Genomic DNA, 15,504 nt, shown 5'->3' on the forward strand with positions numbered 1-15,504 from the left:
AAGGAGACAGAATCATGGAATATATAGAGATAAAGGAACAGATCAAACAAAAGCTGCCGGTAGCCAGAGATTTGGGGGATTCCGAAAATCTGCTGGAGCTTGGGCTTTCATCCCTGACAATCATGCGTCTGGTAAACCAGTGGAGAAAACAGGGGGTTAAGGTTTCATTCGGTTCATTGATGGAAAATCCTACCCTTGAAGGCTGGTGGGCGCTGATCCAGCGCAGCATGAAGAAAAAAGCGAGCAAAAAACGGGCGCAAGAATCTAAGATAACGCCGGAAAAGGATATGAAACAGCCGTTTCCTTTAACAGACGTACAGTATGCATATTGGGTTGGCAGGGATGAAGAACAGGCTCTTGGAGGAATAGACTGTCATGCGTATTTAGAGTTTGATGGGGGAAATATAGATCCGGAGCGTCTGGAAAAAGCATGGAATGTACTGCAGTATCATCATCCTATGCTGCGCGCCTGCTTTTTGGATGATGGAACACAGAAAATCCTGGATAAGCCGTATTGTGAAAAAATAAAGGTTCATGATTTTTCCCGGATGTCATCTGAGGAAGCAGAGGCAATGGCAGTATCTGTCAGAGAACGTTTATCCCATCGGAAGTTAAAGATTGAGGAAGGCGAAGTAGCAGGAATAGAGCTTACGCTTTTTCCTGAAAATAAGGCACGCCTTCATGTGGACATGGCACTTTTGGTTGCTGATGTACAGAGTCTGCAGATATTATTGAGGGATTTGGCATCTGCTTACCGAGGGGAAAACCTGCCGAAAGAATCAAAAGGGTGGAATTTTGCTTCCTATCTAGAACGGCAGAAACAGGAAGAAGGGGAGGAACGGAAAAACGCAGAAAAATACTGGAAGAATCGTTTAGAGCATTTGCCAAAAGGCCCTGACCTTCCATTGGCAAAACGTCCGCAAGAAGTGGAAAAAACGGTGTTCAACCGCAGGATTGTGAGAATCGAAAAGGAAGAATGGGATCATTTGCAAATGCGGGCAAAAAAATACCAGACAACTCCGGCAATGGTTCTTCTTACTGCATATGCGGTGGTTCTGGAACGATGGAGCAGGAATCATTGTTTCCTTATTAACATTCCGTTTTTTAACCGGAAAACAGAGCAGCAGGGGTTAGAGGAAGTAATAGCAGATTTTACTACTCTGTTATTGCTGGAGATTAACTGCGAAGAAAATCCGACTTTTGCGGAATTGTTGGACAGGATTCAGAAGCAGCTTCATGAGGATATGAAGTATACGGCATATTCCGGCGTGCAAGTACAGAGAGACATTGCGCAGATGTGTGGGGACGCATCGGCAGTGGCGCCGGTTGTTTTTGCCTGCAATCTGGGAACGCCGTTGGTAAATGATACGTTCCGGAATGAACTGGGGCAGTTTTCCTATATGATTTCCCAGACGCCGCAGGTGTGGAATGATTTTCAGAGTTATGAAGATGAAAATGGCGTACAGCTTACATGGGACAGCGTGGATGAGTTATTCCCGGAGAATATGATCCCGGATATGTTGGAGAGTTTTGAGATTCTTCTGCATGAATTGGGAAAGAAGGACTGGAATCAGAGATTTGATGTGCTTCCTGAAAAAAGAAAAAGAGAAATTGAAGATACAGCGCGTACAGGAGTGCCGGAGCGTGTGGAATGCCTGCATTGGGCTGTTATGAACCATGCGGAAGTTTGCCCGGAAGATATTGCGCTTATTGATGCGGGAAGCGGAAGAACGGTATCCTATGGGGAATTAAAAGCACGGGCAACAGCAGTGGCGGCAGGAATTTCAGAAAAGGATATTAAGGGCGTCCCGGTTGCACTTACCCTGCCGCGCGGGATAGAACAGATCGAGTCGGCATTAGGAATTTTGCTTTCCGGAAATTCATACCTTCCGGTCAGCTTAAGCCAGCCTAAAGATCGGAGAGCGTTAATCCATGAGAAGACGGGAGTCCGCTATGTGGTCACGAATCGGGAATTATCCGAAAAACTGGACTGGCCGGAAGGTACGGAAATCCTTGTGATGGAAGGTATGGAAGAGGGACAGGAAAATGTGAGAATGCCAGAGGTGTCGCCGAAGGACAGCGCCTATATCATCATGACGTCAGGCTCTACAGGTGTTCCGAAGGGTGTAGAGATTGCGCATGAAAGCGCATGGAATACGGTTCAGGATATTAATGAAAAGTACCATGTGACAAGTGCAGATCGGGCGCTGGCTGTATCAGCTATGGATTTTGACCTGTCGGTATATGATGTTTTTGGAATTTTAGGCGCAGGAGGAACATTGGTATTGCTTCCAGAGCAGGAGAGAAGGAATGCGGATTACTGGCTGGAACAAGTGTTGAAATATCAGATTACCGTTTGGAATTCAGTGCCGGTGCTTCTGGATATGCTTTTGATACGGGCGGAATCCATGAAACAGAAACTGCCGATCAGGGCGGTTATGCTTTCCGGAGATTGGATTGGGATGGATCTCCCGCAGAGGGTTGCGGCATGGACAGAGGATTGCCAGTTTGTCGCTATGGGAGGAGCTACAGAGGCAAGTATCTGGTCCAATTATCAGAATGTTACCCTGCCGATGCCGAAAAACTGGAAATCTATTCCCTATGGAAAGCCACTCAGATATCAGGCATATCGTGTTGTGGATGAGTATGGAAGGGATTGCCCTTACTGGGCAGAAGGCGAACTCTGGATTGGCGGTTTTGGTGTAGCAAAAGGATATAGGGGAGATTCTGCGCTTACGGGGCAGAAATTTATCACAGATCAGTATGGAAGATGGTATCGGACCGGTGATCTCGGAAGAATCTGGGATGATGAGATAATTGAATTTTTGGGAAGAAAAGATCATCAGGTAAAGATCCGTGGACACAGGATTGAATTGGGAGAAATTGAACATGCGATTCAGGAGTTTCCGGGTGTGGCTCATGCAGTTGTTGATACAGTTAGTGATGGTCATGGCAATAAAACGCTGGCTGCTTATATCGGAGCGCCGATACAGGAAGATTCTAAAGTTACAACGTATTTGTACGGCACAGATATCTTTGGCGGAGGCTGGAAAGAACTGAAGGATGATGTCAGCAATTGGCAGATGCAGCAGGAACGGAAGACAGCATACAAAAATTTCCTTGCCTATGCAGACCAGAGATGTGTACAGCTTATGCTGGAGACACTCATAGAGTTAGGCATTTTTGTATCAGAGAAGGAAGTTCTTTCGCAAAAGGAAATTTTTGAAAAAGGGAGCATTACGGAAACACAGAAGAATACTGTGGCAAGATGGTTGGAAATTTTAAAGAAGGAAGGAATCCTGAGAGAAGAGGACGGCAGACTATCGCGTACCGGGAAGGAAGTGGCTGTACCGGAAAAAGCTGGAGATGCGGAAACGTATTTTAAGAAACTGAAGCCGTATCTGAAGCATATGGTTACTGGGAATGAAGTTCCGCTGGACGTATTCTACCAGAAAGAGCCGGCTTTGGCTCCGAATATGCTGCTTCGGAGGATTCCGGGCTGCGAGGAAACAGTGGAAAGACTGGTGCAGGGATTAAGGCTTCTGGCAGAAGAACGCAGAAAAGAGCCACTCCAGATTATAGAAATTGGTACAAGGGACACTGCAATTACAAGACAGTTTTTGAATGCACTGGAAGATGTAAGCGTGGCTTATACTTATGCGGATTCTTCAAAATATTTTCTGCAGGAAGCAGAGAAAGAACTTGCGGGATATGAGAGAGTCGAGTTTGAGATGCTGAATCTGGAAGAAGGCATGGATAAGCAGCAGATGTCCTTGCATAGTTATGACATTGTGATATCGGTAAATGCTTTACATAGAAATATTGATGCTGCGGATGCGGTAAAGAAAGTAGCGGAATTACTGAAGCCAAACGGAATATTGCTGATGACTGACCTTGTGGTCAGGACATACCTTCAGGAACTTACAGCGGCTTTTTTGGAAAATGGTTTTGCGGATATTCGGGACAAGAGAAAAGAAGCAGGGCTGGTTACCCCGGATTGCCTGCTGTGGAGAGAATGTTTATCAGAGGCAGGATTGGGCGAAGACTGTGCTGTGACAGAGAGATATGGAAGATGTATATGCTGCAGCAGACAGCAGGCGTCTGTCCTGTCCTATCATAATGGAGCACTAAGGGAATATCTGTCAGAAAAACTGCCGGAGTATATGGTTCCACAGAATTATCATTTCATGGAGCAGCTCCCAACATTGTCCAATGGGAAGATTAACAGGAAGCAATTGCGGGAAGATTTTAAAGAAGAAACTGCGGTTATCCGATTTTCAAAGGCAACGACAGAAACAGAAGAAAAGCTTTTAGATATCTGGAAACAATTATTTGGATATGAAAATATCGGAATTGAAGATAATTATTTTAGCCTTGGGGGAGACTCGCTGATTGCCACAAGGTTGATCTCGGAAGTACAGAAAACCTTCGGCTGCAAAATAACGATCAGCACGATTTTTGAAAATCTGACCGTAAAATCTCTGGCAAAAGCTATTGAACAGTCCGAACAGAAAGAAGAAGATACACTGCAGATCAAACCGAATCTGGAGGAAGCATATCATCCGTTCCCATTAACCGATGTGCAGTATGCTTACTGGCTTGGCAGAAGCGGATTGTATGAATTGGGGAATGTTGCAACGCACTGTTATTTTGAACTGGATGCAGACGGCCTTGATACTGAGTGCGCAGAGACGGCATGGAATCTGTTGATACAGAGGCATGGGATGATGCGTGTTATTATCCAGCCGGATGGTATGCAGCGCATACTGGAGAATACTCCCCAGTATCATATTGACGTGACGGATATCCGACAATTGGAAGTGACAGAAAAAGAAAAGGCATTGGATGAAAAACGGGCAGAGATGTCTCATCAGGTAATTCAGACAGATGAATGGCCTCTGTTTGATGTGCGAATCACTAAAATAGAGGACCAGAAGCATAGAATCCATATCAGTTTTGACAATATTATCTTTGATGGCTGGAGTATGTTCCATCTCTTAGATGAGTGGGCAGAAGTATATCGAAATGGAAAAGCGGAAATGCCGATTACTTTGTCTTTCCGGGATTACGTGCTGGGACTGAAGCAGATAAAGTCTACCTCTGCTTATGAGAAAGATAAAAAATATTGGGAAGACCGGGTGGAGACTTTTGCGGACGCACCGGATCTGCCGCTTGCAAAGAACGAAAGCCAGATTACAGAGCAGCGTTTCTGTCGCCGGAGCGCAAAACTGTCACAGAAAGAATGGCAGTCTGTAAAAGACGCGGCGGGAAGACTGGAGGTAACGCCTTCTGTTCTTTTGATGAGCGCTTATGCTGAGACTCTCCGCCGATGGAGCAGCAATAAGGATTTTACGCTTAATCTGACGCAGTTTGACCGGAAACAATTGCATCCGGAAGTGAACGATCTGGTTGGAGACTTTACAACACTGACGCTGTTGGAGATAAAAAATACAGGAAATAGTTTTGCGGAAAGGACAAAGGCAATTCAGAAGCAGCTGACAGAAGATCTGGAGCATACAGCTTATGGCGCAGTTGAACTGGAGCGCGAATTAAAGAAAAAGACTGGAAATATGCGGGGCGCTATTATGCCGGTAGTGTTTACCAGTGGCCTTGGCGTGGAGCAGTGGAATGAAGGAAAGTGGCTTGGAAAACTGAACTATAACATTTCACAGACGCCGCAGGTGTGGCTGGATCATCAGGTGGTTGAAATGGATGGCTGTTTATGCCTGTTTTGGGATTCCGTGGACGAATTATTTTATCTGGGAATGCTGGATGAGATGTTCCGGGCATATACCGGCCTGCTTCATACGCTGGCAGTTCATCCGGAGATCATGCAGGAAAAAACGGCAAGTCTGGTAACAGCGGAAATTTCAGAAAAACGGCGTCAGGCGAATGAAACGGCGGCTGAATTTGAAGAGAAAACGTTGGATGGATTATTCTTGGAGGCGGCAGACAAATTCCCGGATAAGGAGGCGCTGGTAACGTGCAGCAGGCGGATGACATATCGGGAAATAAAAGAAGAAGCGTTTTACATTTCCGGGCAGTTACAGAGCATGGGAATAAAAAAAGAAGAAACGGTAGCTGTATTTATGGAAAAAGGTTGGGAGCAGGTAGTTGCTGTTTATGGAATCCTGTTTGCCGGAGCCGCATATCTTCCGATAGATATCCATAATCCAAAGGAACGGGTAGAAAAGATTCTCCGTGACAGCGGGACAAGAATTATACTTGTACAGAAACAGGCGGATGAGCAGGATACCGAATGGCTGCACGAGTGGGATTGTATTTCTGTGTCTGGATTAAAAACCGATTCTGAATACAAAGCACAGGAGAATAAGGCGGGAGACCTTGCGTATGTGATCTATACGTCGGGAACAACCGGGATGCCGAAAGGAGTAATGATTACCCACCATAATGCAGTTAATACGATACTGGATATCAATGTACGCTATCAGATTACAGAACAGGATACGGCGTTTGGAATCTCCAATCTTCATTTTGACCTGTCTGTTTATGATGTTTTTGGCATTTTAGGCGCAGGTGGGAAACTGGTTCTTTCGGATCCGGAATATGGAAAAGATCCGGCGCATTGGATTCAATGGTTGAATCAGGAGAATATTACCGTATGGAACAGCGTGCCAGCTTTTGTAGAAATGCTGGCAGAATATGAGGAATATCAAAGGCAGGTAACTTCACAATCGCTGCGGTTAGTAATGATGAGCGGTGACTGGGTTCCTGTTTCACTTCCGGGGAGAATCCGTAATCTGTTCCAGAATGTTGAGATTGTTGCACTTGGAGGAGCGACAGAAGGTAGTATCTGGTCAAATCATTTCGAGATTCCAGAGGTTGTGCCGGAGGATTGGAAGAGTATTCCGTATGGGAAACCGCTTGCAAACCAGAAGTATTATGTTCTGGATCAGAATATGGAAGATTGCCCTGACTGGGTACCGGGAACACTTTATATTGCCGGAGATGGCATTGCACAGGGATATTTAAACGATAAAGAAAAAACAGAGGAAAAATTTGTTGTCTTAGATAGAACTGGAGAACGGTTGTATTGTACAGGGGATATGGGAAAGTATTGGTCAGATGGAAATATAGAATTTTTAGGTAGAATGGATAATCAGGTTAAGATTGATGGATATAGGGTGGAATTAGGAGAGATAGAGGCGGCCTTGAGAAATATTCCCACAATAAGGGCAGCTGTTGTTGTAGAAAAAAAAGTTGGCAATAAGAATGTATTGGCTGCTGTTTTTATAGCTGACAGTGACAATGTTAATGAAAATAGTGGCTATGACAATATTAAAAGCAATTTATCTAAAGTTCTACCGCAGTATATGATTCCTTCTATTTTTCAGGAAATAGAAAGATTTCCATTAGGAAGCAATGGCAAGATTGATCGAAAAAAGATTCTTATTAATTTAGCGGAGTGTGAATTAAAAAAGGAAACATCAGTTTGTCGTGCAGAAAATGAATTGCAGGAGAAGCTATTACATATTTGGACGGATATTTTAGAACAAGAAGTTAATTTAGATAGTGATTTCTTTGATATGGGAGGAAATTCTTTACAAGCTGTACGATTGACAAATCTTATATCAGAAAAGTTTGATTTGGAAGTTGGAATTGGTGAGTTGTTTGAAAATTCTACTGTAAGAAGAATGTCTGAATTGATTGGAGAAAAAGGAATAAAATGAAAAAATTAAAAGTAATTGTTTGTGGTAGTACATTTGGTCAACTTTATTTAAAGGCTTTAAGATCTTCGCCAGAGAAATTTCAGTTGATAGGGATATTAGGAACGGGAAGTGACAGGACTCTTCGTTGCGCTGAAGAATATAATATCAAAGTATATAAAAGTATAGACGAGGTGCCTGATGATATTGATTTGGCTTGCGTGGCAGTTAGAACCGCTGCATTTGGAGGGAATGGTACGGAAATAGCTTTACAATTATTAGAAAAAGGAATTAATGTCATACAGGAACATCCTTCACACCCGAAAGATATGGAAATGTGTTATAGGGTCGCTAGAAAAAAAAGACTAGTTTATCATATAGGCAATTTATATCCGCATTTAGGTGATGTGCAAAGATTTATAAAATGTGCAAAATATCTCAATAATGAGGACAGGCTTTTGTATGTGGATACGGTCTTTTCTTCTCAAGTGTCATATCCATTGATTAAAATTTTGCAATTAGCGATGCCTAGTATTCAAGGCTGGGAACCGCAAAAGCATGTGGAAGGTGGTAAAGTCTTCCAAGTTATGAATGGAAGATTGGGAGGTATACCGATTTGTATGCAGATGAACAATGAAGTAGTTCCGAGGGATGCTAATAATTACATGCATCTATTACACAAAATAACTTTTTTCTATACTGGAGGACATCTTACATTAGAGGACACATTTGGTCCTGTGATTTGGCATCCGCGAATGTTCATACCAATTCAAACAGCACTTGCTGGTACGCTAAATATTAGGTTTCCTGATAATGTATATCAAAATACAGGATATATTTTGTCAAACAGAAATCAGAATAAGACTTTTGAGCATATTCTGACTGCAGTATGGCCGGAGGCCATACTGCAGGATTTGTATCATGTGTATGCTCAAATTGAGAAAGGTATTGTTGATATGCAAACAAATCAACGGGAAATATTATGCTCAAAGCAATGGAATCAGATAACAAAAGATTTTGGCTATTCTCAAATAATACCAGAACAATATATGACTAACATATCAGTTGAAGAACTAAAACATAGCTGTGAGGGGAAGGAAAATAATGAATGATGTTTTTGATACAGACATTTTAAAACTATTAGGTACTTTGTATGAAAATGATATTTTCATTTGGCAGGAACAGGGAAAGTTAAAGTATAAATCTAAGGAAGGGAAAATTTCGAAAGATATACTAATGCAATTGAAGGATATGAAGTTGGCTATTATAAGTTTTCTTCAAGATTGTGAGAATAATAAATTTCCGATGTCCCCCTTGCAATCAGCTTACTTGGTAGGAGAAGCAAATAATTGTGAATTAGGAAATACTAATGCACATTATTATATTGAATACGAAATTTCTGATATAGATGTAGAAAAAATGCAAACAGTAATTAATGAGTTAATATTCAAACATGATGTATTACGCATGATTGTTCTAAAAGAAGGGGAAAATTATATATTAAATAATTTACCTTTATATACTCTCTCAACTTATCAATATATAGATTGTACATCAAGAAAGCGTGTAAGAAATATATGGAAAAATCATGTTTATAAAATTGAAAATTGGCCTATGTTCCATTTTGAAGTTGGGAAATCGGATGTTAGGAATGATGTACTACATATTAGTTTTGATTGTTTGATTTTAGATGCTTGGAGCGCCAAAAAACTGATTGATGAGTTGTTTCAACTATATAATGGACAAAAAGTAGATATTCCACAGTTTTCTTTTAAGGAATATATGGAAAAGGCTGCTATTTATGAGAGTAAAACAGAAAAGAAAGCAGAGGATTATTGGAAACAAGAACTTGAAAAAGTTTCAATTCCTTCGATTAAAACAGAAATTCCGATTCACGAAGTGACTAGCCCCCAATTTGGAAGAGTAGAATATATATTTACTTTTGAGGAAACGAAGTGTCTTTATGAAAGGGCTAAGTATTACAAATTGACTCCTGCAGCAACTATATGTACTTTATTTTTGAAAACCCTTTGTGAAGAGTATGGAAATCAGAGTATGACATTGGATATAACTCTTTTTAATCGGCTTCCTTTAAATGCGGAAGTGGATAAAATTCTTGGCGAATTTACAAATGTGGGTTTGGTAACTTTTCAAAAATCAGATAATATCTGTTTTTTAGATGAAGTTATAAAAATACAGCGTCAATTTTGGAAACTGGTTCAGTATAGGGAGTATGATGGAACAAAACTATTAAAAAATCTGGCAAAAGGTAAAGTGGGGAAAGCAGTATTGCCCATTGTATATACTTGTATGTTGGATGGATGCAGTTGCTCGGAACAACCATTATTTAAAGAGGTTTATGCTTTAAGCAAAACTCCTCAGGTTATGTTGGATCATCATGTAAGAGATGATTTGGGGAGCTTAAAATTATCGTTCGATTATGTAACGGATTTGTTTCGGGAAGAAGATGTGGAGAAAATTTTGTTGGCTTATGTAAAGCGTGTTAAAAGTGCAATGACACAGATAGAGTGGGATTGTATTGTGATTTAAGAAAAAGGAGTAGAATTGTGTTTAATAAAATTTCAATATCAACCGAGAACTGGAATAAGATATGTGAACAGGCAAAAAAACACTCTCTCAAAGGGAGTGAACTGTTGAAAGCGGTTTTCATGAAAATAAAATATATATGGGGAACTGATGAATATAAAAGTTTTTTCACCATGGAGTGGCAACAGATTTTTGACTATATATCCAATAAGGATAGTTTAGCAGTAAGTAGTTCGATTTCAATTGAAGTAATGGATGAAGAAAAAGCAGAACCGTATATATTAATAGAAACTAATGGAAAAGCAAATTTGAGTGGTGATATAGGTCATTGTATTTCAAAGATAATTACTCAAATGGCACAGATGGATTTAGAGGATATAAATATTTCTTTTCTAACGGAGGAACAAAAAAATAGGCGTTGCAAGTTAAATGATACATGCAAAGAATATCATTACAAGGGGTTACATGAAGAGTTCTTTGAGACGGCAGAATGTTATCCGGAAAAAACTGCAATTATTTGGTATGATGAAATGCGTGAAAATATTACATATGCACAGTTGGCGGATAAAGTTCTTAGAATGGCTAACATGTTAACCATTCATGGAATTAGCGAAAACGAATATATAGCAGTCTCTATACCGAAAGGACCATGGCAGATCATATCAGTATTAGCGGTGTTGTCGGTGGGGTGTACTTATGTACCTATAGATATAGAATGGCCGGAAGAAAGAAAAAAGAAAATATGCAAAAAGGCAAACATAAAAAATTTTATTACTATCACTACTTATTCTCCTGAAGTAATAGAAGGAATTGACATTATATATGCAGACGAATCGGAGCATTTTGAAAAAATAAAGGATTTTATGCGATATGAGGATGAAAGAAGTGCGTATGTAATCTTTACTTCGGGTACAACTGGTGAACCAAAAGGAGTAGAGATTTCACATAAATCGGCTGATAACACAATTAAAGATATTAATTACAGATTTGGAATTAGCAGTAAAGATAAATGTTTTGCTATATCGGAACTAAGTTTTGATCTATCGGTATATGATATTTTTGGTATGTTAGCGGAAGGTGGAACAATTGTATTGCCGAGACCAAAGGAACGGAAAATGGCCGATAGATGGTTTGATATCGTTATAAATGAACAGATTACAATATGGAACTCAGTTCCGGCAATCTACGATATGTTCTTAATGGTAGCAGAGAATAGCACTAAAACTGTACCTTTGAAAAAGGTTTTGTTATCAGGTGATTGGGTTCAACCTACATTGTATGATAGGAATAAAAAAATAACAAGTAATTGTGAGTTTATTTCTTTAGGAGGCGCAACCGAAGCAGCTATTTGGTCTGTGTATTATGTTGTCAATGAAGTGAGAAGTGATTGGAATTCTGTGCCATATGGTTATCCTTTGGCTAATCAAAAGGTAATAATAATGAATACTCAAAATCAAGAGTGTCCTGATGATGTACCAGGCGAATTATGGATTGGAGGCATGGGAGTTGCAAAAGGATACATAAATGAACCGGATTTAACAGAAGAGAAGTTTGTTTTTTATAACGGAAAACGTTGGTATCGCACTGGTGATTTAGTTTCATTTACAAAGGATGGACATTTAGAATTCTTGGGAAGAATTGATCACCAGATAAAGTTAAATGGTTATAGAATTGAGTTAAAAGAAATAGAGAAGAACATAAATCAGAGTAAATATGTTGATAAGAACATTGCTTTGATAATTAAGAAGAATGGGTATCCCAGATTGGTTGGTGCTATAAAACCATATATACCAGCTATAAAAATGCAGAGTTGTAGTATAGAGGATAATGGGACATTTGATGACGAAACTTCAAGAATAAGGGAAACTACGGTAAATTTATTTCTTCAAGAAGTTTTGAAACAAGTTGAAAATGATAGTATTACAATTTGTAGAAAAATGCAGATATTATATGAACTATGGAAAAAAAGGCTGATACAAAAGCAGGAAGTATCTGTTCAAAAGCAGGTCGTAGATACATGTTTATGGAAAGTGTTAAAGAATATGTTGCCGTTGTATTTAGATATTTTATCTGGCAAAGCGGAACCAAATGAATTGTTGAAATACCCTGAGTTTAATCCGGAATATTTAACATTTAAAAGTCCTGCGGTTAATTTATTTTTAAATAAGATTGTAGATACAATTAAGGCTACCGGCAAAAATAACAGGATTGGAATAATACAGGCGAGAACGGGAAAAGTGGCTACTGTTTTGTCTAGGCAAACTGAAGGACAGGAGTATATTTTATTTGATAGTTCAGCAGGTATGCTTGATATTGCACAAGGTCAGAACGCTCAAATAAATAATTGTTTGTATTCGATGGTACGCCAAGGAGGGATTGAACGAAAATATGTTGGTTATTGTGATTTTGTTGTTGCTGTCAATACGATGCACCAGTTTGAAAATAAAAATGAGGGGCTTAAGCTGGCAAATATGTTGTTAAAACCTAATGGAAAACTTATGATGATCGAATGTGCAGATGAAGATGCAATGGCGTTGATTACATCTTATGTCTTGGAAGCGGAGAAAGTAGAAACAAATAAGTTTTATTTACAACTAAAAGACTGGGGCAAATTATTGGGCGATGCAGGATTTGAAATGGTTAAGGCTGAAATGTCAGAAGTTGATAACATTGAATATATAGAAGCTTTTTCTAGAAATGACTTTCTTCATGACTGTGAAAAAGGTATTTTTAAAATTCTTGAGGAGAATTTGCCTAAATATATGATACCAGAAGAATTTTATTATTTTGTCAACTTGCCGCTTAGTACAAATGGGAAAATCGATAGAAATAAAATACTAAGAAGTATTGAAATGCAGGAAGATTATTTCCAGAATGATGTGGCGTTGACTGATTCAGAAAGCAGGCTTGCAAAGATATGGAAAGATATTTTAGGTGCTAAAAATATATCTAAATCGATCAGTTTTTTTGAGGCTGGTGGTGATAGTTTGCTTTCAACTAAATTAATGATGGAATTACGAAAAGAATATAATGTGGAAGTGGCTCTAACAGATATTTTTGAGAACCCGTATTTGGAACAAATGGCGTCAATGTTAGATAAGAAAATAGATGCTGAAAATGCGTATGTTGAGGGAGAAATATGATTGGAATTATCGGAGGTTTTGGTGATATTGGGTGTGAGGTCGTAAAAAGTTTATGGATGATGGGGTATCGTAACCTATTAGTTGGTGGGCGGCATAATAACGATATGTTTCATACACAGACAGAAATAAAATATCAGTATATAGACTTAAACAAACAAGTGGGTATAGAAAACTTTGTGAAAAAATGCAAGATTATTATAAATTGTTCGGGATTAAGCTGCAATATGACTCGCGTACTGATATTGAAAATTAAAGAACATGGATGTAGTTATATTGAACCACAATTTAATAGGTTGTTAAAGGATATTATACCTGATAGAAATATTGCTTTTATTCAAGGTGTTGGCTCAATGCCCGGATTATCGGGTGCATTACCGATTTATTTGTCGGAGCGTTTTGAAGAAGTTAACAAAATAAAAATATACTATGTAGGGCAAGGAAAATTTACTCATAGAGCAGCTGAAGATTATTTAAACGGAATCGAGGATAGCAATAATTATTCGATGGTATGTTATGAAAACGGGGAATTAATTCCTAATATTGATAAAACATGTGAATTCCTGCCAATATTTTATAAAACATATATGCTGTTGCCTTATTATGATCAGGAAGCAAAAGAAATATGTATTTTTTTAAAGCCTAAACGCGCTGAATTTTATACTGCTATGGAGGATAATTTGACATATCGGTTATTAAAAAATGCTAGAGAAAAGTATAGAAATAATTCTATACAAATCATAGAAGATTTATGTAATGCGTCTGTGATTGATAGCGAAAAAAAATCGTTTTGTGGTTTTGCCATATGTGTTGATGGTAAAAGGGATGGAAAGCGGGAATGGCGTACTTTGATTTTAAAAGCTGATACGGCGGCGATATTGACGGGTACTACAATCGCAGTGATGGCCGATTTGCTTATAAAACGAAAAGTCACATTTTCTCATAATGTTTTATCAATGTGGGAATGCCAAATTCAGAATAGAAATTTAGTAGAGGCGATAATAAATAATTCGCGAATATCAGCCAATATATATGATTGTTCTCTAGAAGATTTATCTAATATTGAGGAGGGAGAGATATGACATCAAAGATAAAAACTATCGTATGTGGATCTACTTTTGGACAGTTTTATATCGATGCACTAATGAAATATAGTGAATTCTTTGAAATTGCTGGACTTTATGCGAGGGGGAGCGAGCGATCTATTGAACTGGCTAAGAGATATGGTATTCCCTTATTTACATCCATTAAAGGAATTCCAAATGAAATTACGCTAGCGTGTGTAGTGATAAGATCAGAAGGTGTGGGAGGAGACGGTTGTAAATTGGCGATACAACTCATGGAGCGTGGGATTCACGTTATACAAGAACAACCGGTATATCCGGAAAATGTCGTAGAGTGTTATAAAGTGGCAAGGAAATATAGGGTTATTTATAATATTGGAAATTTATATATAAAATTACCAGAAGTTCAACATTTTATTAATGTCTCAAAGAAGTTGAATAATTTAAACTCTGTTCAGTATATGAGTTTATGCTTTTGTACTCAAGTGGCTTTTCCAGCAATTGCGATTTTGGCAGAGGCTATTTCAGGATTTCATGAATGGAATGGATTATCTGTTATAAAAAATAATGGACCATTTGATATTATTACAGGAATGGCTGGAAAAGTTCCAATGACCATTCAATTTAATAACCAAATTAATCCAAAGATGCCCGATGATCTTATGTATGTACTCCATAGATTTTCTGTTTTTTTTCAAAGTGGAATATTAACTTTAGAAGATACTTTTGGACCGGTATCATGGAGACCAAGAATATTTGTTGAAAAATATGGGGTGGCAGAAAGGGATGAGGAAAAACTAAATGAACCTGCTTTTGCTTTGGTAAACGAATATAGAGAAAAGCAGCTAAAAGAGATATTTAGAAATGAATGGACTGGGGCTATTGGCTTACAGTTGTTGGAGATGAAAAATCAAATTGAGAACAGCAGATTAGACACTAATAGAGCTCAAAAAGATTTAATGGTATCTAAGTTGTGGACCGAATTATATCGAGCAACAGGTTATGCGAATTTGATTGATGATATAGACTATATTTATATTCCAACTAAAAAAATAAGAACAACTTACTAGTAAAATTTCAATGGCA

General features: G+C 38.7%; 6 protein-coding genes. All 6 read left to right on the forward strand.

The genetic code is table 11. The features are described 5' to 3' along the window. The first annotated feature begins 14 nt into the window (after positions 1-14). From DXC01_RS01400 to DXC01_RS01425, 6 genes are read left to right on the forward strand one after another with little or no spacing between them, the layout of a single operon-like run. Positions 15-7,691, forward strand: a complete 7,677-nt coding sequence (locus tag DXC01_RS01400; protein ID WP_118698059.1) for a non-ribosomal peptide synthetase — start codon at positions 15-17, stop codon at positions 7,689-7,691. Beyond that, complete coding sequence (locus DXC01_RS01405) at positions 7,688-8,779, forward strand: Gfo/Idh/MocA family oxidoreductase (protein WP_054337270.1); 1,092 nt, start codon at positions 7,688-7,690, stop codon at positions 8,777-8,779. The genes DXC01_RS01400 and DXC01_RS01405 overlap by 4 nt, the downstream gene beginning before the upstream one ends. After that, on the forward strand, positions 8,772-10,217 hold the full coding sequence (locus tag DXC01_RS01410; protein ID WP_055059670.1) for a condensation domain-containing protein: 1,446 nt from the start codon (positions 8,772-8,774) through the stop codon (positions 10,215-10,217). Before DXC01_RS01405 ends, DXC01_RS01410 begins: the two co-directional genes overlap by 8 nt. A gap of 17 nt (positions 10,218-10,234) precedes the next feature. Next, positions 10,235-13,357: an amino acid adenylation domain-containing protein gene (locus tag DXC01_RS01415; protein WP_118698060.1), complete on the forward strand. Its 3,123-nt coding sequence runs from the start codon at positions 10,235-10,237 to the stop codon at positions 13,355-13,357. After that, positions 13,354-14,436, forward strand: coding sequence for a hypothetical protein (locus DXC01_RS01420; RefSeq protein ID WP_055059668.1), 1,083 nt, complete (start codon positions 13,354-13,356; stop codon positions 14,434-14,436). The genes DXC01_RS01415 and DXC01_RS01420 overlap by 4 nt, the downstream gene beginning before the upstream one ends. Further along, positions 14,433-15,488 carry a Gfo/Idh/MocA family oxidoreductase gene (locus DXC01_RS01425; RefSeq protein ID WP_055059667.1) on the forward strand — a complete coding sequence of 352 codons (1,056 nt, stop codon included), beginning with the start codon at positions 14,433-14,435 and terminating at the stop codon, positions 15,486-15,488. The genes DXC01_RS01420 and DXC01_RS01425 overlap by 4 nt, the downstream gene beginning before the upstream one ends. Positions 15,489-15,504 lie beyond the last annotated feature (16 nt).

It is taken from the genome of Blautia sp. OM07-19 (genome assembly GCF_003481595.1).
In the GTDB taxonomy this organism is placed as follows: Bacteria; Bacillota; Clostridia; order Lachnospirales; family Lachnospiraceae; genus Blautia_A; species Blautia_A intestinihominis.

Bases quoted from the DNA above. Each gene is read 5' to 3' on its own strand.
- DXC01_RS01400 (WP_118698059.1), top strand. From the start codon at position 15: ATGGAATATATAGAGATAAAGGAACAGATCAAACAAAAGCTGCCGGTA.
- DXC01_RS01405 (WP_054337270.1), top strand. From the start codon at position 7,688: ATGAAAAAATTAAAAGTAATTGTTTGTGGTAGTACATTTGGTCAACTT.
- DXC01_RS01410 (WP_055059670.1), top strand. From the start codon at position 8,772: ATGAATGATGTTTTTGATACAGACATTTTAAAACTATTAGGTACTTTG.
- DXC01_RS01420 (WP_055059668.1), top strand. From the start codon at position 13,354: ATGATTGGAATTATCGGAGGTTTTGGTGATATTGGGTGTGAGGTCGTA.
- DXC01_RS01425 (WP_055059667.1), top strand. From the start codon at position 14,433: ATGACATCAAAGATAAAAACTATCGTATGTGGATCTACTTTTGGACAG.